Annotated in this window: 18 protein-coding genes; 3 read left to right on the top strand and 15 right to left on the bottom strand. The window is 40.2% G+C overall.

Annotated features, from left to right (window positions below; genetic code table 11):
• Window positions 1–88 precede the first annotated feature (88 nt).
• The gene (locus LC090_RS06185; RefSeq protein WP_226656308.1) at window positions 89–1,426 is read left to right on the top strand and encodes a purine-cytosine permease family protein; all 1,338 of its coding nucleotides are present in this window, start codon (window positions 89–91) and stop codon (window positions 1,424–1,426) included.
• A 44-nt stretch (window positions 1,427–1,470) separates the two neighbouring features.
• Here the strand turns inward: LC090_RS06185 and LC090_RS06180 are convergent, their stop codons facing one another.
• From LC090_RS06180 to sppA, 10 genes are all read right to left on the bottom strand, one after another.
• Window positions 1,471–1,629, bottom strand: a complete 159-nt coding sequence (locus LC090_RS06180; protein WP_226656306.1) for a hypothetical protein — start codon at window positions 1,627–1,629, stop codon at window positions 1,471–1,473.
• Window positions 1,630–1,770: 141 nt separating this feature from the next.
• Window positions 1,771–2,277 (bottom strand): MogA/MoaB family molybdenum cofactor biosynthesis protein, encoded by a 507-nt coding sequence (locus tag LC090_RS06175; RefSeq protein ID WP_226656304.1) that lies wholly within the window; start codon window positions 2,275–2,277, stop codon window positions 1,771–1,773.
• The gene (locus tag LC090_RS06170; RefSeq protein WP_226656302.1) at window positions 2,267–3,121 is read right to left on the bottom strand and encodes an EcsC family protein; all 855 of its coding nucleotides are present in this window, start codon (window positions 3,119–3,121) and stop codon (window positions 2,267–2,269) included. Before LC090_RS06170 ends, LC090_RS06175 begins: the two co-directional genes overlap by 11 nt.
• A 114-nt stretch (window positions 3,122–3,235) precedes the next feature.
• Window positions 3,236–4,423: an acetate kinase gene (locus tag LC090_RS06165; protein ID WP_226656300.1), complete on the bottom strand. Its 1,188-nt coding sequence runs from the start codon at window positions 4,421–4,423 to the stop codon at window positions 3,236–3,238.
• A 181-nt stretch (window positions 4,424–4,604) separates the two neighbouring features.
• Window positions 4,605–5,597 carry a class I SAM-dependent methyltransferase gene (locus LC090_RS06160; RefSeq protein WP_226656298.1) on the bottom strand — a complete coding sequence of 331 codons (993 nt, stop codon included), beginning with the start codon at window positions 5,595–5,597 and terminating at the stop codon, window positions 4,605–4,607.
• Window positions 5,598–5,775: 178 nt separating this feature from the next.
• Complete coding sequence (tpx, locus tag LC090_RS06155; RefSeq protein WP_226656295.1) at window positions 5,776–6,273, bottom strand: thiol peroxidase; 498 nt, start codon at window positions 6,271–6,273, stop codon at window positions 5,776–5,778.
• Between the two features lie 121 nt (window positions 6,274–6,394).
• Window positions 6,395–6,916 carry a GerW family sporulation protein gene (ytfJ, locus tag LC090_RS06150; protein ID WP_226656293.1) on the bottom strand — a complete coding sequence of 174 codons (522 nt, stop codon included), beginning with the start codon at window positions 6,914–6,916 and terminating at the stop codon, window positions 6,395–6,397.
• A 28-nt stretch (window positions 6,917–6,944) separates the two neighbouring features.
• Complete coding sequence (locus LC090_RS22115) at window positions 6,945–7,544, bottom strand: DUF2953 domain-containing protein (protein ID WP_226656291.1); 600 nt, start codon at window positions 7,542–7,544, stop codon at window positions 6,945–6,947.
• A gap of 97 nt (window positions 7,545–7,641) precedes the next feature.
• Complete coding sequence (locus LC090_RS06140) at window positions 7,642–8,103, bottom strand: RDD family protein (protein WP_425590632.1); 462 nt, start codon at window positions 8,101–8,103, stop codon at window positions 7,642–7,644.
• A 25-nt stretch (window positions 8,104–8,128) separates the two neighbouring features.
• Window positions 8,129–9,124, bottom strand: a complete 996-nt coding sequence (gene sppA / locus LC090_RS06135) for a signal peptide peptidase SppA (protein ID WP_226656287.1) — start codon at window positions 9,122–9,124, stop codon at window positions 8,129–8,131.
• A 205-nt stretch (window positions 9,125–9,329) separates the two neighbouring features.
• Between sppA and LC090_RS06130 the strand changes: the two genes are divergently transcribed.
• Complete coding sequence (locus LC090_RS06130) at window positions 9,330–10,127, top strand: NAD kinase (protein WP_226656285.1); 798 nt, start codon at window positions 9,330–9,332, stop codon at window positions 10,125–10,127.
• A 38-nt stretch (window positions 10,128–10,165) separates the two neighbouring features.
• On the opposite strand, the gene LC090_RS06125 is transcribed toward LC090_RS06130, so the two are convergent.
• Window positions 10,166–11,758: an amidohydrolase gene (locus LC090_RS06125; protein WP_226656283.1), complete on the bottom strand. Its 1,593-nt coding sequence runs from the start codon at window positions 11,756–11,758 to the stop codon at window positions 10,166–10,168.
• A 165-nt stretch (window positions 11,759–11,923) separates the two neighbouring features.
• Between LC090_RS06125 and LC090_RS06120 the strand changes: the two genes are divergently transcribed.
• Window positions 11,924–12,991, top strand: a complete 1,068-nt coding sequence (locus LC090_RS06120) for an undecaprenyldiphospho-muramoylpentapeptide beta-N-acetylglucosaminyltransferase (RefSeq protein WP_226656281.1) — start codon at window positions 11,924–11,926, stop codon at window positions 12,989–12,991.
• Window positions 12,992–13,057: 66 nt separating this feature from the next.
• Here the strand turns inward: LC090_RS06120 and mbcS are convergent, their stop codons facing one another.
• The 4 genes from mbcS to LC090_RS06100 all read right to left on the bottom strand — a co-directional run bounded on the left by mbcS (window position 13,058) and on the right by LC090_RS06100 (window position 17,434).
• The gene (gene mbcS / locus LC090_RS06115; RefSeq protein ID WP_226656279.1) at window positions 13,058–14,635 is read right to left on the bottom strand and encodes an acyl-CoA synthetase MbcS; all 1,578 of its coding nucleotides are present in this window, start codon (window positions 14,633–14,635) and stop codon (window positions 13,058–13,060) included.
• A gap of 167 nt (window positions 14,636–14,802) precedes the next feature.
• Window positions 14,803–15,003, bottom strand: a complete 201-nt coding sequence (locus tag LC090_RS06110; RefSeq protein ID WP_226656277.1) for an alpha/beta-type small acid-soluble spore protein — start codon at window positions 15,001–15,003, stop codon at window positions 14,803–14,805.
• Between the two features lie 89 nt (window positions 15,004–15,092).
• Complete coding sequence (gene thiI, locus LC090_RS06105) at window positions 15,093–16,295, bottom strand: tRNA uracil 4-sulfurtransferase ThiI (protein ID WP_369522730.1); 1,203 nt, start codon at window positions 16,293–16,295, stop codon at window positions 15,093–15,095.
• The gene (locus LC090_RS06100) at window positions 16,295–17,434 is read right to left on the bottom strand and encodes a cysteine desulfurase family protein (RefSeq protein ID WP_226656271.1); all 1,140 of its coding nucleotides are present in this window, start codon (window positions 17,432–17,434) and stop codon (window positions 16,295–16,297) included. The genes thiI and LC090_RS06100 overlap by 1 nt, the downstream gene beginning before the upstream one ends.
• Window positions 17,435–17,712 lie beyond the last annotated feature (278 nt).

Genomic DNA, 17,712 nt, shown 5'->3' with positions numbered 1-17,712 from the left:
TATTATTCTTAAACACACCATTAAGAATTGCTTCCTCTTACACCCACATCTAAAATAGAAGAAGAACCGATTTGTAAAAGGAGAGTCTATGAATAGTTTACAAAAATCATCCAACCCCCTCCAAATTGAACGATATGGTCTTGAATCTGTCCCCGAAACCTCACGTACAACTCACTGGTACGAATATGCCATGATTCAAATGGCTGTATCTGTAAACGCTGGGAATTTCCTTGTGCCAGCGCTCGCTGTTCTTGAAGGTGGGCTTAACTTTATTTGGGCCGTACTTGCTACCGTATTTGGAGCAACCGTCGCTTTTCTATTTGTTTCATTCTTATCCTTTCCGGGAGCACGACGGGGAATTCCTTCCCAATACGCTGTGCGCGCATTTGTTGGAGTCAAGGGAGCCCAATACTTTGCATCACCCGTAAGAACAATCACGTCACTTTATTGGTTTTCCGTTCAAACCATTGGCGGGACCTATATGGTCGTTGAATTAATGAAACGCGCTTTTTCGATCAATCTCTCATTTCTTCCGACGTCCCTTTTTCTTGCTACTGTGATGGCCTTACTTGCTTTAGTCGGATTCGATGCTGTAAAAAAAGTAACGAAATATTTTCTTCCACTTTTATTTGCAGGAGGCGTAGCGATGTTCCTTGTCTACTTCACTACTTCTGTAAATGGAAACAGTTACTCATCGATTATTTCATTAAAAGGAGAACCGAACGCCGCATTCTTTTTCTTTGCTAGTCTTGCTTTTGTACAATATGTATCAGGAGTTAGTAGTTCTTCAGACATGGCTAGATATGCGAAATCTCCTCAGCATGCTTTTTGGGGTATATTCTCTGGAAATACACTTGGCTTTACGTTAACTGCACTGCTTGGTGCTTATACTGCTGCAGTTGCCGGAACATGGAACCCATTCTTAATTACAAGCCAACAGACAGAGTCTCACCTTCTGTTAGTTCTTATTTTTGCATCCGCACTTTGTTCAATGATTATGATCAACATTAGCAACGCCTATACAGGAGGATATAGCCTCCTCAACACGTTTCCATGCCTCGGAAGAGTGAAGAGCGCCATTTTGTTAGGTTGCGCCGCTATAGCGTTAAGTGCTTTTCCAGCATTTGTAGATGAGGCAGAGTCGTATATCTCTCTTCTTGGTGCTTTAGTTATCCCTTTATCAGCTGTCATAGTGACGGATTTCATCGTTATCAAAAAAGGAAGGTTTACCTCCACCATGCTCGACACTTTATCTGAGAAAACGAACAGATTGAATCGTCCAGGATTTCTTGCTATTTTAGTAGGCGTTCTACTTTATCTTCTGCTACCTTCCGATTATTCACCAGGCTTTTTATCGTTTCTGTTAACAGGGGTACTTTACCTTTTTTTCCAACGATTTGAGTTAGGGAAAATTCAGGTTATGTAGCCATAAAGAAAAAGCTCATGCGATGTGCATGAGCTTTTTCTTTATTAATAATAACTTTTTCGATCAGCTTTACGCGGAAGCTTCTTTGCTTCTTTTTGTTCTTCCTGATCAATGACACCACTCTGGTACGATTCACTCAGCTGTTGATGCACAGCCATTTCACCATTTTCATCATAAATCAATTCCTTTTTCTTATCAGTCATCCTGTAGCCTCCTGTTATTCGTTCTTTCTTTCGTATTCTTTCCAATAACAGAGCGAGTTACTTATCGATTGACGATTTCTTGTTAACGAACTGAATGAAACTTTATCTTAAGATGATAAATATGTATGAACCACACAACGGCTATTTGCGAAGCTCTCTAACAATGTGAGGTAGCTCTGGAATTAACAACTTAGACATGGCTAATTTCACAGCACCTGAAGACCCAGGCATAGCAAAGATGGCCGTTTCGCCTGAAACCCCACCAATGGCTCTACTTAGCATAGCAGGCGAACCGATATCCTGTGTATAACTAATCATACGAAACAGCTCACCAAACCCGGCTAGCTCCTTCTCAAGCATCGCTTCCACAACTTCATAGGTGACATCCCTTTTGGATATACCAGTTCCTCCGTTTGATAAAACAGCATCTACGTCACCAGCCATAATCCCTCGCTTAATAGCAGAACGAATTTCCTCTTGCTCATCCTTTACAATGATTCGCTCGATCACTTTATGACCATTTTCTTCAAGGAAAGAAGAAATGATTTTCCCGCTTTTATCTGTCTCATTTGTTCTGGTGTCACTAACCGTTACAATAAAACAATTAATCACTTTAGGTGCACTTGATTTATGTTCACTAGAACTCATTTCCAAACTCCTCTCTCAGTTCATTTAGAAAACGCTTTTCATAGAACTTATGAGCAACTTCACTTACTGACCTTGTAAATCGATAGTTCACGGCTGCGCCAATCGCAATGCCAAGAATCGGAATGCCTTGAATCATTTTTTTTCGTAACATCATGAGAACAGTACCTTTAATGATTTGCTTCATCGGTCCCTGTAGCCAGTTAGCGTCAGCAATCCCCTCAGGTCCTTCATAAAAATAGGGGTGTGCCTGTTCCTGCTTTACCTCTTCCTCTAGTTCTCGCCAGGCTCGCTCTTGTAAACCTTTAGGAAGAGTGGCCATGTGAAAAACTTTAAGCGCTATCATCATTTCAGAAGGGTAATTGACAGGGTAACCATATGTCATTGCGATAAGCTGTACCGTTCGCAAGTTAATCGCGAGTACCGCGGGTAAATCAAGACCTAGTAACAGAAAACTCCCAGTACCCGTAAGTCCCCCTTGGGCTAACGAAACCATACGCTGACGAGCAATTTGTTGATCAGCAATGTAAACAAGCTGGTCAATAGATAAGTTTTTCATATCCTGAATTTGCTCAATTTCTGGATGGAACAAGCGCGCATCGGTTAACAGTCGATGACTAGCATCGACCTGTGACTGGGAATTTTGTATAAGCGAATGCATATGAAAAAGTATCGAGTCCATTACGGCATACAAACGTTTTTTTGCGTTAGAATCCAGCTGATTAAGCCGGTGGGTATAGTATTTCTGAAACGTTCGTTCGACGTCAGTTGCTTCATGTGCAAAGTGCACTTCTTCCCATAAATGGATGGAGGCCATTCTTTTCTGTTCTCTTTCAGTCCAAACCAATTGATATCGCTCCCTTCAACCCCTTTTTTATATTGTATCTTTTCCCTTCAAAAACTTCCAACAAAGGTGAAAGAACACAACAAAAAAAGAGCACCCTTCTCGGGTGCTCTTGATTTATTTAGAAAGTCGAACAGTATCTCGTGCAATCACAACTTCTTCATTTGTTGGGATAATCATGACTTTTACTGGTGAGTGAGGGTAATTAATGAAAGCTTCTTTCCCTCTCACCTTGTTTAGAGCTGGATCCCAATAAACGCCCATGAATTCAAGTCCACGTAACACTCGTGCACGAACGGCGTCACTATTTTCGCCGATTCCTGCTGTGAAAATAATTGCGTCTAATCCGGACATACGTGCAGCGTAAGATCCAATGTACTTGTGAATACGTGAAGTAAATACTTCCAGCGCAAGTTCAGCACGTTCATTTCCAGCTTCTGCTTTACTTGTGATATCGCGAAGATCACTTGAGAAACCAGATACACCAAGAAGACCACTTTTCTTATTCAACGTGTTCATAACCTCTTCTGCAGTTTGGCCAGTCTTTTCCATAATAAATGGAATTAAGGCAGGATCGATATTTCCAGAACGTGTTCCCATCGTCACACCAGCGAGTGGTGTAAAGCCCATGGAAGTATCGATTGACTTTCCGCCTTCAATTGCTGCAATACTTGCCCCGTTACCAAGGTGACAAGAAAGAAGACGTAGTTGATCAAGCGGACGACCAAGCATTTCTGCAGCGCGCTCTGAGACATACTGGTGAGAAGTTCCGTGAAACCCATACTTACGTACACCGTAGTCTTCATAATATTCATATGGCAAGCTATATAAGAACGATTGCTCCGGCATTGACTGGTGGAATGCTGTATCAAATACGGCTACAGATGGAACCTCTGGCAAGATCTCGCGGAACGCACGAATACCCACAAGGTTTGCAGGATTATGCAATGGAGCAAGCTCTGATACTTCCTCAATTCCAGCAAGGACTTCATCTGTGATCATAGCAGAATCGTTAAACTTCTCTCCACCATGTACAACACGGTGTCCAACACCTTCAATTTCATCGTAAGAAGAAATAATGGAGAAACTAATCAGCTTGTCCAATAGCATTTTAACTGCTACTGCATGATCAGGAATGTTTGTAATTTCTTCTTTCTTTTCACCGTTCACTTCTATTGTAAAAATGGCGTCATCAAGGCCGATTCTCTCCACGAGTCCTTTTGTGATAACAGTTTCTTCCGGCATATTTAAAAGTTGAAACTTCAACGAAGAACTACCGGCGTTGATTGCGATTATTTTCGCCATATGTGACAGCTCCTTTAATTCAGTAAAATTAAAATTAGAATACGACACGAAAATAGAAGGGTAAGCCCCTTCTATCTTTAGCACTCTTATTATTTAAACACCGACCACTACTTTATTCAAGGTGAAAACCGCTTACATCCAAGTATTCCGCCAATTCAGATTTGTAAACGTTTCACTTTTGTTAGGAAAGCTGTGAAAACCAGCCATTGATTTGTTGCATCATGTTTAACATCGCTTCACGATTTGAGAACGAAGGCAATTTCGCCATCATAACTTGCTTTGGCTTCAAAGTCTGTTCCCCTTTTTTCTGAGTAACAAGGATACTTTTCGCTTGCGATTCATTCGCAAACAGGCTAGTTGGTAATTGAATAATCCCATGTATAACCGAGCGGTCGTTCAGCAAATTTCTTACTTCCTTTGCACCATCATCACCGAAGAGGAAATTTGGAATCATTAAGAACAGCATGCCAGAGTCCTCCGTCATGTTTAAACTTTGTTCAATTAAAAGATGATGAACATAAGACATGCCTTCTGCTGCTTTTAATTCGTAATTCGCTGCTGCCTCTTCATGTGGATAATAACCAACTGGTAAATCGGTCACCACCGTGTTCACTTGAGGAATATAGAGTGGCTTCACACTATCCTGGTGTAGGAATTCAACCTGGTGTTTTTGCAAATTAGCATTTACAAATCCAAGGTGTAAAAGCAGATCGTCAGGTTCAGCACCGTACGCTTCAACGTTTTCCCCTTCCAATTGATTCAGGACGGAAGTTAGCAGGTTCCCTGTCCCAACAGCAGGATCTAAAATCTTCATGTGATCAAGATTTAGAACCTCTTTATATTTTTTCACAAGATAGCCAATTAAATGCGCAACACTATCGGGTGTCATCGCATGGTGAGGTTGAATACCTTTTTTCATTCCTTTAAGCAGAGCGAGTTGAATCCCTTTTCGTACTGTTTCTTGTTTCGCTCCGTCAAGACCGCATGAGTCATATAAATTTTTAAGACGTAAGATCGTATCAGCATCTAGTTCTTCTTGAAGGACTTTATTTTCAAATAAATTCAAACCTGTCTCGACAAGCGCTTCAAGATAAGAAATTTCTAGCTTATTTTGAATGACAAGTGTTGATTCATCTAACACGTTAAATAGATTTTCTACAGTTAATTCGGACATTAATTGACCTCCTATCAGTTCGTCCCTATTGTAAACAGTCTTGACTTCTTTCGCAACAATGGTGGATATGAAACCGCTAATGGATATCCCCTTCTCTTTAAATCATTGTACTCCCAGGAGATTTTAAACCGGTAAAAAAGGACTTCGATGAAAATCATCGAAGTCCTTTTGCAAAGGTTTAATCTGCTTGTTTTACAGCGTTTAAAGCTGCATCATAATCTGGATGGTTAGTCGCTTCACTTACATACTCTGTGTATACAACCTCACCTTTACTATTCACTACAAACACAGCTCTTGCTAGTAAGCGAAGTTCCTGCATCGCAACGCCGAACGCTTTACCAAAAGAAAGATCACGATGATCGGATAAGGTAATGGCATCCTCAATGCCAGTAGCACCACACCAGCGTTTTTGAGCAAATGGAAGATCTGCACTAATGGTTAATACATTGACGTTATCCAGCTTAGCTGCTTCCTCATTGAATTTACGTGTTTGTGCATCACAAACACCTGTATCAAGTGATGGAACGACACTTATAAGGCGGATACCCTGATAATCTTCAAGCGTCTTTTCAGATAAATCATTTGCTAGGACAGTAAACTCAGGAGCCTTATCACCAACTTTTACTTCTTCACCTAAAAGTGTCATTGGTGTTTCCTTAAATGTAATGTTAGCCATGTTCATACCTCCTTCATAATTGGTCGTATGTACGACTGATTTCATCATATAGGTGAAACCGCTAGATTTCAAGAAATCAGCAGTAGCAACATCAAAAAAAGCTACCTCATGAAAAAGTAGCTTAAAAATCGAGATCTTGCTTATGATCGTCCTGTCGCTGCTGACCTCGGAAGAGATGTTTTGATTGGGAGCTTTGTCTTGATGAACCAGACCCGTTCTGTTGGCTCTCGCTCTTCTTTCCATTTGAATTCTGGTTCATGTTCTGAAGAATACTTTGTACCTTTTCGATAGCTTGCGGTGCAAGGTCAAGTAGTCTTTCGTAAAGATGCGTCGTATTGTCAAGGTGAATCATTTTAATATCTCCAGCACTGACAATTAGAAAGGCAATGGGGGTAATGGAAACTCCGCCACCACTTCCACCGCCAAATGGTTCCCCTTTACTTTGCCCTTGCTGATTCGACTGTTGTTTTAACATAAATTCGCTACCACCAGCAGCAAAGCCAAATCCAACCTTTGAAACCGTCAATATGACACTCCCATCTGGAGTTTCGACCGGATCCCCAATAATCGTGTTTACATCGATCATGTCCTTCAAGTTCTCCATCGCCGTTTGCATTAACCCTTCAATTGGATGTTCAGGCATTTGTTTTCCTCCTTCACTTTCTAAACCGCTAAGCCTCCTGAAGCTTTCTCTGAGACTTCATCAATTTAATTACCGCGATCATAGCATGCCCCAGTTTAAACGTAATCATGCATCTCATATAGGTTTGAATTGTTTTCATTTCATAAATTGGCGTAACAATGAGCTGCGGCATTGTATGAAGGTTTGAGTAATGGGACAGAACCGCAAAAATCGCTACCTTTGCATTCAATACAAGCTCAGCAAAGACGGCTGTATTCGCAGCATTGCCCATTCCAAAATTGGTTTCCCATTGAATGTTTTTGAACCTTACTCTTTTCAAAAAAAATAAGAAAGACTTTCGAGAACGAAATGCTTTTTTAATAACCTGAATTAACTCTTTTGTTTCACCTTTAAACCCCTTTTCTCTCTCCTTCTTTTTTATCGTTTCTTCCCCATCTTCAAATAAATCAATTAGTGGAATAGTCGTTTCATAAACAACAAGTCCAAAAAGCGCTCTGACAGCTATCTGAAGTTCCTCCACCGTTGAAGAATGTTCCATAATCACCGTTACTCTTACAGTAGAAAAAACAATAAGAGGTAAGGATGCAATGATTAAGATTAAAAGAATAGCAGCGATCGCAATAATCACAACACATCTCTCTCCTTTTATTTTTTGCAAGAGTAGAAAAATTAGAGTATAAAATAAACCTGCCCAATACGGACAGGTTTATTCATCATGCATATATTTAATCTTCATGAATGACGCTTGTATCGGCAAACAAATCATGAATTCCCTGTTTCTTATTTGTAAAGGCCACTACGAGGAAACCTACAAATAAAATTGTCTTGCTAATAAAGCGCCCTATTCCTTCTCTAAAAATAACGGTTCCCCAAGTTAACTTTGTGTTTTTAAGTGATGCTACTTTTAGCCCGAAAAGCATTTTTCCTAGAGTCTGGGACAAAAATTTTGTCATCAATATAAAATACGCATAGTAAACGATACCGGTTAAAAATGCCTGTAAAGGTAAAATAGCTGGTTCTGTTCCAGGTAAATTAAACCCTCTTATTAGAGGTGTAATGAGAATGCCGTTCAAACTTGCTACCACAATAATGTCAATTAAATATGCCCAAAAACGCATCCAGAAGCCCGCAAAACGTTCGTGCTTTACTTCTGTGTCTATCGATGCGGGAGAGGCAGTCACACTCATTGTTTCATCCATTATGCCTGCCTCCTTATTCAGAATATAAATACATTAACTCAGGGGATTGTGGCGTTGATAGAAGCTGTTGAATGCCCAGTAAATCTTTATCTGGACCCATTAACTTAGCAGCTGTCATTTCAAACAACGAATTTAATCCAAGATTTTGCTTATATTGAACAACTTGTAGTTTATTATCACCAAGGTCTTTTTTCATGCCTTCAATCGTATCTTCTAAATTCCCCAGATCGTCTACTAGGTTTACTTCTTTCGCTTGTCTTCCATCGTAGATTCTACCATCGGCAAGTTCTCGCACTTTGCTTTCATCTAGTCCTCTGCCTTCACTCACGACTCGAACAAACTCATCGTAAGAATTATCAATCATTGATTGTAATATTTCTCGCTCTTCTTTAGTCATTTCACGGCTTGGTGACATAATATCTTTATGCGGGCCACTCTTAATCGTTTCCCACTTCACGCCCACTTTCTCAGCCAATTCTGCATAGTTCATTGATTGCATTATCACTCCAATTGAACCCGTGATGGTTGAAGGGCTTGCTACAATCTTATCTGTCGGAGCAGAAATGTAATAACCAGCAGAAGCTGTCATACTGCCCATTGAGGCATAGATCGGTTTATCTGTTTTCTCTTTAATCTCTAAAAGTTTATCATGAATTTCTTCACTTTCTACAACGCCACCACCTGGGGTATTCAGTCTTAAGATAATCCCTTTTACACTTTTATCTTCTGCAGCATGTTCTAAACGTTTCATGAACACATCATGATTGTAGCCTGCCTGAGGGAGAAAGCTAGTATTTGTTCCTGTATCTTGAATAACACCTTCCACATTAAGAACGGCGATTTTATTCGAGCTACTACCTTCTTCGATAACCGTCTCAGCAAATTGGTCTGATGTATTCATTTCCTCCTGCCATCCGCCAAATGCCAAACTTGAAACAAAGTTAAAGCCAAGTGACACGATGATGAGAACTACTGTAATTCCTAGTGCAATCCATCGTTTACCATTCATGATAAGCCTCCTCTATATCCTGATGCTCTCTTATGTACGATGAAACCGCCTGAGTGGTTTCATATTTTTGAGAATACCATACAAAATAAGGAAGCGCACTTCTTAAAAGCAACGAAACAAATTTAGGATCGCGATTGGAGATGGAGTCTTAAGCCAAATAATGATAAAGTAAAGAAGACTAACAGTTGGACAGGGAGGAATTCAGATGCCAAATCGAAGAAATTTGTTTTTTTTCTATAAACAGACAGAAGAAATTCAAGAGAAAGTAGAACCCTTAAAAACTCTTGCGGAAAAGAACGATTTTCATATAGTAGAAAATCCTGAAGAGGCAAGCATTATTGCTAGCATTGGAGGAGACGGTGCTTTCCTTCAAGCCGTTCGAAAAACAGGCTTTCGTGAAGATTGTCTCTATGTAGGTATTTCTACTGGAGAACTCGGATTTTATTGTGATTTCCACATTGATAACATACAGAATATGGTGGACGATATTTTATTAGAAGGTATTGAAGTTCGTCGCTATCCAACGATTGAAGTAAAAGTAAACAATGAATCCTCTTTCTTTTGCTTGAATGAATGTACAATTCGCTCGTCCATCATTAAGACACTTGCTATGGAAGTCTATGTAGAAGATTTTCATTTCGAAACATTTCGTGGAGACGGTCTCATTGTTTCCACACCAACGGGCAGTACGGCCTACAATAAATCCGTAAATGGTGCTGTGGTAGACCCCAAACTTGCTTGTATGCAAGTAAGTGAACTCGCTTCACTTAACAATAACCATTACCGCACGCTCGGCTCTCCATTTCTATTAAGTGATGAGAGAACGCTTACGCTTCAAGTGATCCAGGACGGAAACGACTATCCTGTTATCGGCATTGATAATGAAGCTATGAGCATTCAACACGCTAGAGAAATTCAAATTCACATTCCAGAAAAACGCATTAAAACGGTTAAGCTTAAAAACAATTCTTTTTGGCATAAAGTACAAAGAAGTTTCCTATAAACAAAAAGCGCCGCATCTCGCGGCGCTTTTCTCTTATATCATCCTTTTTCATACACAATTGTTTCATCAACAACCGTCATAACAGCATTTGTGTGAAGAATAAGATCTGGATCACATTGGAAGATATCTCGATCTAAAACAGTGAAATCCGCATCAAAGTTTTCCTTAATTAAACCTCTTTCACGTTCCCTTCCAATCGCAAAAGCACTTCCTTTTGTGAAAAGACAGACGCTCTCAAACACCGACAGCTTTTGTTCGGGATAATACCCATTATGTGTTTCATCAGAACGCTTACGTGTAACAGCAGCATGAATGCCCATCAATGGGTTAACTGGTTCAATTGGCGCATCTGATCCACCGGCAATGGGAACCCCACTTTCAAGAAGCGTTTTCCAAGCAAAAGAAAGACCCATCCTCTCTTCCCCAAGTCGTTCCATTACCCAAGGAAAATCGGAGGCCACAAACCTTGGCTGAATATCAAGAACAACTGAAAGCTGCTTTAATCGTGTCAATAAATCTTCACGCACTACTTGAGTATGGATGAGACGATCTCTTAAGCCGTATGGAACAGGGTACTGTTCAATGGCTTCAATTGCATACTCAAGCGCCAGGTCTCCAATAACATGAATGGCAACCGGCATATCATGAGCTCTTGCTTTCTTCACAAGTTCAGTAAGGCCTTCAATGCTATGAATGGCAACCCCAGACGTGTCAGGAGAATCATTGTATGGATGGCTTAGCAAAGCCGTACGTCCTCCAAGGGCCCCGTCAGCAAAAATTTTCATAGCCCCAAGCTCAACATAGTTGGTTCCATCTCCGAATCCAAGTCCTTGTTTGCGCATTTCTTCGATAACTTCATGATGAACAAGTAAATTTGCTCTAAATTTTCTTTGTCCATTAATGACATTCAGGAAGGTTTCATACGTTCGAGTAAAGCCACCATAATAATTTAAGTCTTCCGTATGACCACCTGTCACCCCTTGAGCTACAAGATCATCCACTGAACGCGAAAGTGCTTTTTCGAGAAATTCAATACTTACCTCTGGCATCGTATCCTTTACTAATTCCTGGGCACGGTCAAGTAAATATCCCGTCGCTCTACCATCATTGTCTCGTACAATAACGCCACCTTCGGGGTCTGGGGTTTCATCCGTAATTCCCGCAAGATGAAGGGCAATCGAGTTAGCAAGAATCGCATGCCGACATACCCTTGTTAACATCATTGGATGTTGAGGTGCAATTTCATCCAATTCGTCTCGATGAAATATTTTACGATCATGGAAGTTGTTTTCATTCCATCCTTCTCCGATGATCCATTCATTCGGCGCCGCCTCACTGACTTTAGTTATAAGAAGTCTTTTCATTTCTTCTGCGGAATCAGCTTCTGATAAATCAAGTCGAAGTAGCTTTTCTCCATGACCAATCATATGAAGATGACTATCTACAAAACCAGGAATCATGACATTACCTTTTAAATCATGTTGCGCTGTCAGTTCTTTTTCGAACATCGAAGTGAGTTCTGATTTAGACCCGACCTTTTTGACACGGCCATTTTCTGTATAGATAGCTTCTACTGTTTCATTTTCATGTTCAAGCGTATAAATCTTACCACCAAACCAAAGAGTTCCCACTGATGTTCTCCCCTTTATGCCAATTGTGAGCTTATTGTATCATTCCTATTATAAACTGTGAATCTTCTGGTTTTTCTTCAAACTCTTGGTTGATTTTTCAATCATGATACAATAAGAATAACTAAGAGAAAGAGTAAGACAATTGTTGAAGGTGAGGAAATCTCGTTGAAGAAGAAAATATTATTTACAGGCGGCGGCTCGGCCGGACACGTCACAGTTAATTTAGCTCTTATTCCACGTTTTTTAGAAGACGATTGGGATATCCATTATATCGGATCGGAAAAAGGGATTGAACGACAGCTCATTGAACCTGTTAAAGGTGTTACGTACCATCACGTGGCTACCGGTAAACTAAGAAGATACTTTGATTGGAATAACTTTAAAGATCCTTTTAAAGTAGTCAAAGGCGTTGGAGAAGCTTTCTCCATTATAAAACGAGAAAAACCTTCTGTTATCTTCTCGAAAGGTGGATTTGTTTCTGTCCCTGTTGTCATAGCAGGAAAAATGAACGGCGTACCTGTCATTATTCATGAATCTGATTTAACGCCTGGTCTTGCCAATAAAGTCGCGATTCCTTTCGCATCAAAAGTGTGCACCACTTTCCCGGAAACGGTCAAACATCTTCCTGAAAATAAAGCCGAATATATTGGAGCTGTCGTGCGAGACGAATTAAAAAGCGGGGACCGATCAAAAGGACTTTCCTTCGCTGAATTTAGTGGAACAAAGCCAGTTATGCTCATAATGGGGGGGAGTCTTGGAGCCAAGCGAATTAACGAAGCCGTTCGCCACCAGCTTGATCAGTTGCTACAAACATTCGATATCCTTCACCTTACCGGTAAAGGCCAGGTCGATGAAACGCTACAAATGAAAGGTTACAAGCAATTTGAATATGTCACAGATGAGCTCCCTGACTTGTTAGCAATGGCTGACTTAATTGTTTCGAGAGCTGGATCTAACTCCATCTTTGAGTTTCTTGCATTAAAGAAACCAATGTTACTCATTCCTTTATCAAGAGCAGCAAGTCGAGGAGACCAAATCTTAAATGCGCAATCATTTCAGAAATCAGGCTATGCGAACGTTTTGTTAGAAGAAGATTTAACTGACACTTCTTTTTTAAGATTAGTACGCGAAACCTACGAAAAGCGCTCAACTTACTTAAAAGCAATGGAACAGGACAATGCGGGGGATCAAGCAAATAAAATCGAAGCATTAATTAAGAGCCACGCAAAATAAGAAGAAGAGGACCGATAACCGGTCCTCTTCTTCTCTTATCTAAAAGATCTTATTCAATACTCTTTCTTATGACGCACCCTGCGTTTCTTTTTGGCGAAGTTCAATTCTTCTTATCTTTCCAGACGTTGTCTTAGGAAGTTCTTCGATAAATTCAATTTTACGAGGGTATTTATATGGAGCCGTCAACGCTTTTACATGATCTTGAAGCTCTCGAGTTAGCGCATCTCCTGCCTGACTGGCATCTTTTAATACAACGTAAGCTTTGACGATATTTCCTCTTACTTCATCTGGACTTGCTACAACAGCGCATTCTTGAACGACTGGATGTTTCACGAGAGCATCTTCTACTTCAAAAGGTCCAATCGTATAGCCGGAACTAATGATAATGTCATCACCTCTGCCCTCAAACCAGAAATAACCATCTTCATCTTTAGATGCCTTATCCCCTGTTAAATAATAATCTCCTCTATATGCCATCTGTGTGCGCTCTTGATCTTGATAGTACTTTTTGAAGAGAGCTGGCACATCTTTATGCACGGCAATATCTCCAACTTCCCCAACTTGAACAGGTTGTCCCTCTTCATTGATAATTTCTACCTGGTTTCCTGGCGTTGGTTTCCCCATCGACCCTGGTTTCACTTTCATCCCTTTTAGAATGCCAACAAGCAACGTATTTTCCGTTTGACCGTAGCCGTCTCTTACATCGATTTGGAAATGCTTTCTGAACGTATCAATCACTTCCCGGTTAAGTGGCTCTCCGGCTGACACTGCACTTCGGAGCGCAGGTAGCTTAAAGCGTTCCAAACCATCTACTTTGGCCATTAATCGGTATTCTGTTGGGGTACAACATAGAACATTAATGTCATATTTAGAAAGAAAACCTAAATACGCTTCAGGATCAAACTTACCACTGTATAAGAACCCAGTAGCTCCACTACCTAAAGTAGCAACAAATGGGCTCCATATCCACTTTTGCCAGCCAGGTCCGGCGGTTGCCCATACATGATCCCCTTCCTGAATATCAAGCCAGGACGAAGAAGAAGTTCTTAGGTGAGCATAGGCCCATCCATGACTATGAACCACTCCTTTAGGATTGCCGGTTGTACCTGAGGTATAGGAAAGAAATGCCATATCATCACGTAATGTTTTCACACCTTCAAAAGAAGCGCTTTCATTTTCGGATTTCTGAAGTAAGGAAATCCATCCTTCCGCCTTCTCTCCTACACTAAACTTATATTTTAATGAGGGGGCTTCGGCTTCTACACCTGCAAATGCTTCAGTCAACTGTGATTCACAGATAACTGCCTTCGCTTCTGAATGATTGATTCGATAGACTAAATCCTTCTTTCGCAACATCTCCGAGGAGGGAATAACAACAAGACCAGCTTTTAGACAGGCAATGTAGACAGCGTATGTATCAATTAGTCTAGGCATCATAATGAGAACGCGATCTTGTGGTGCTAACCCTTCACTTGTTAAAGCGCCAGCCATGCGGTTCGCCTTTTCAAATAAACGCTTGTATGTGATTTCCTGCTCATGACCTTGATCGCTTCGCCATTTTAAAGCAACCTTGTCTTCGTTAGAAACGAAGCGCTCCATTTCACTTGTTAAATTATAATATTCTGGTGCAATTAAGTCTTGCATAGTATGCCTCCTCTATTATGTAATAGTTATATTATACACAAAAGTACGAAAGTTTTGAATCCATTCATATGAAACGGAATTGACAACTCGCTATGACTTCACCAAGAATGAACAAACCGAAAAAGAGGAAGATGCAGGTGCATCTTCCTCCGAGCCAATTTATTCAATTATTTGGAGTATCCTCCAAACTGCTGTTCAGACTGCTGTACAAGACGCTTTGTGATCTCGCCACCAACAGAACCATTTGAACGTGAAGTTGAATCAGGACCAAGATTCACGCCAAATTCAGATGCAATTTCATATTTCATTTGATCTAAAGCTTGCTGTACACCAGGTACCACAAGTTTGTTTGAGCTGTTATTTGCCATGAGTTATTCACCTCCTTGCCAATATCATGTGATAGACAAGTGGGTGTTATCCACATTAACTTATGGCAGTGTGGTCAAATGCTGGAAGTCTACAGCAACTCACTAAAGGAATCGTCTTTTTCTTTAATGATGATTGTTTCTACTCCATTTACCGCTTCCTCGACAAGTTCATCTACCGGTAAGTATTGTTCAAATTTATTAGCGTGCTCACGTTTAGGTTTTGTTTTTGGCGCTTCAGGTAAAAATACCGTACAACAATCTTCATATGGACGAATGGAGATATCATACAAATCAATCGCTCTTGAAATTTTCATGATTTCAATTTTATCCATTGAAATAAGAGGTCTTAAAACAGGATAGTTCGTTACTTCATTAATGGTATTCATACTCTGAATTGTTTGACTCGCAACCTGTCCGAGGCTTTCTCCTGTTGCAATAGCAAGAGCATTATTATTTTCAGCAAGCTTTTCAGTAATCCGCATCATCATTCTTCTCATAATCGTCATACTGTAGTTATCTGGCATTTCTTTTTGAATGGCTTTTTGGGTATTGGTAAATGGCACAACATGAAGTCGAATGTCGCCACCATAGCGAGAAAGAACTTTAACAAGATCCTCCACTTTCTGTCTTGAACGTTCGCTCGTAAAGGGGGGACTATGAAAATGTACAGCCTCCACTTTTACGCCTCGTTTCATTGTAAGATAGCCTGCGACAGGGCTATCAATACCACCGGATAACATTAACATGACCTTATTCTCTTGCACAGTAGGTAGACCCCCTGCACCTTCAGAATTGTTGCAACTTAGATAAGTGCCGTCCTGCTTCACTTCTACTTTCAATTCCATATCAGGATTGTGGACGTCCACAGTCAATTTCTCTGTGTGACTAAGTACATATCCACCTATATCTCGGTTCATATCCTGGGAACGGTGTGGAAACTGTTTGAAAGGTCTTCTAACCGTAACCTTAAATGTCATGCTCGCGTTGCCCATTTGATCTTTTACTAGCTGTAATGCTTTTTCTTTAATTAAGTTTAGGTCGTGTTCTGTTTTAATGGCAATACTTAAAGAATGAATTCCAAAAATTGTTTTAAGTTTCTTTAGAATTGGTTCTGGGTCTTCACCATTAAGTTTTACAATCATCCGATCAAAAGATTGATGTACTTCAATTGCCGGGTAATCTGACAATACTTGCTTCACTCTTTTTTTCAAAGATGTAATAAAGCCTTTTCTGTTTTTTCCTTTTAGAGAAATTTCACCGTAGCGAAGAATGATATGATCATACATAGCGATTACCTCATTATTTGTTTTAGTTTTGGTACTGCCGTTTTCAATTCTTTAAGAAACAGGTCGATTTGATCTTTTGTCGTTTCAAATGAAAGACTAATTCGAATGGCAGATTTTGCTCGTATTTCGGATAGACCAGCCGCTGTTAAGACATGGCTTGCTTCGGCGGTTTTTGATGAACACGCTGAACGTGTCGAAACATAAATATCTTTTTCCTCGAGGGTATGAATGAGTACTTCTGGTTTAACACCGGGGACGGAAAAATTCACGATATGCGGTGCACCAAAGAGAGTACTATTTAACTCGACTCCATCTACTTTTGATAGATCTTCAAACAATTCCCTTCTTAGCATTTCTAGTGTGTCTTTATGAACTTTTGCTTTATTTAAATACAAGCGAAGCGCCTTTGCCATTGCAACAATACCTGGACCATTTTCCGTTCCTGAACGAATCTCCTGTTCCTGCCCTCCACCTGAGAGGAGTGGAAATAAGACAAGTTTCTCTCGCTTAATGAGTAAACCATTGCCTTTTAACCCGTGAAACTTATGGGCTGAGTATGAAACTAAGTCAGCATTAACGCCATCGAAATCGAGCGGAATTTTTCCAATACCTTGGACATCATCAATGTGAAAAAGCGCACGTGATTTCTGCTTTATTACCTGTCCGATCTCTTTAATCGGTTGAATCGATCCTAACTCATTATTCACATGCATAATCGAAACAAGAATCGTATCGGAAGTAAGTGCAGCTTCTAGCTCGTCTAAAGAAATCTTCCCCTCTTGATCAACAGCTAGGTAAGTTACTTTAAACCCAAGTGATTCCAGTTGTCGAAATGCCTCTAAGGTAGACGCGTGCTCAATACTGCTAGTGATCAGATGTTTCCCCTGATTCAAATACTGTAACGCTGTCCCTTTAATTGCGAGGTTATTACTTTCAGTTCCACCCGATGTAAAGATGATTTCATTTATTTTAACATGCAACAAATCTGCAATGCTTGACCTTGCTTGACGAAGAAGTCTTTCCGCCTCCCCCCCTTTTCGATGAAGAGAAGAAGGATTTGCAAAGAACTTTTCAGAAGCTGTGCGAAAAGCAACAAGTGCTTCTTCATAAGGTTTCGTAGTAGCACTATTATCCAAATAAATCATATTATGACACCTTCAGTCATCTTTTATTTCCAACTAATAATCCTACCATAGGTTATAGCAATTACCAAATCAATTATTCCAACTTAAGGAGAGAGAATTCGTTTATTTGCAAGGCGTTCTGCCATGGGGGATATTACCAAAACATTGTTATCCCCTATATTAAAAGGAGATAAATAGTCAGAATAATTAATCATTCATAGAAACGTTATGATTCACCGCCTAATTGTGTTAATATGAAGTCCGAAAATTAGGACATGTTAAACAGTTGATTCAGGAGG

It is taken from the genome of Guptibacillus hwajinpoensis (genome assembly GCF_020524165.1).
GTDB classification, from domain to species: Bacteria; Bacillota; Bacilli; order Bacillales; family Guptibacillaceae; genus Guptibacillus; species Guptibacillus hwajinpoensis_D.
This window is presented reverse-complemented; position numbering and strand designations above follow the sequence as displayed.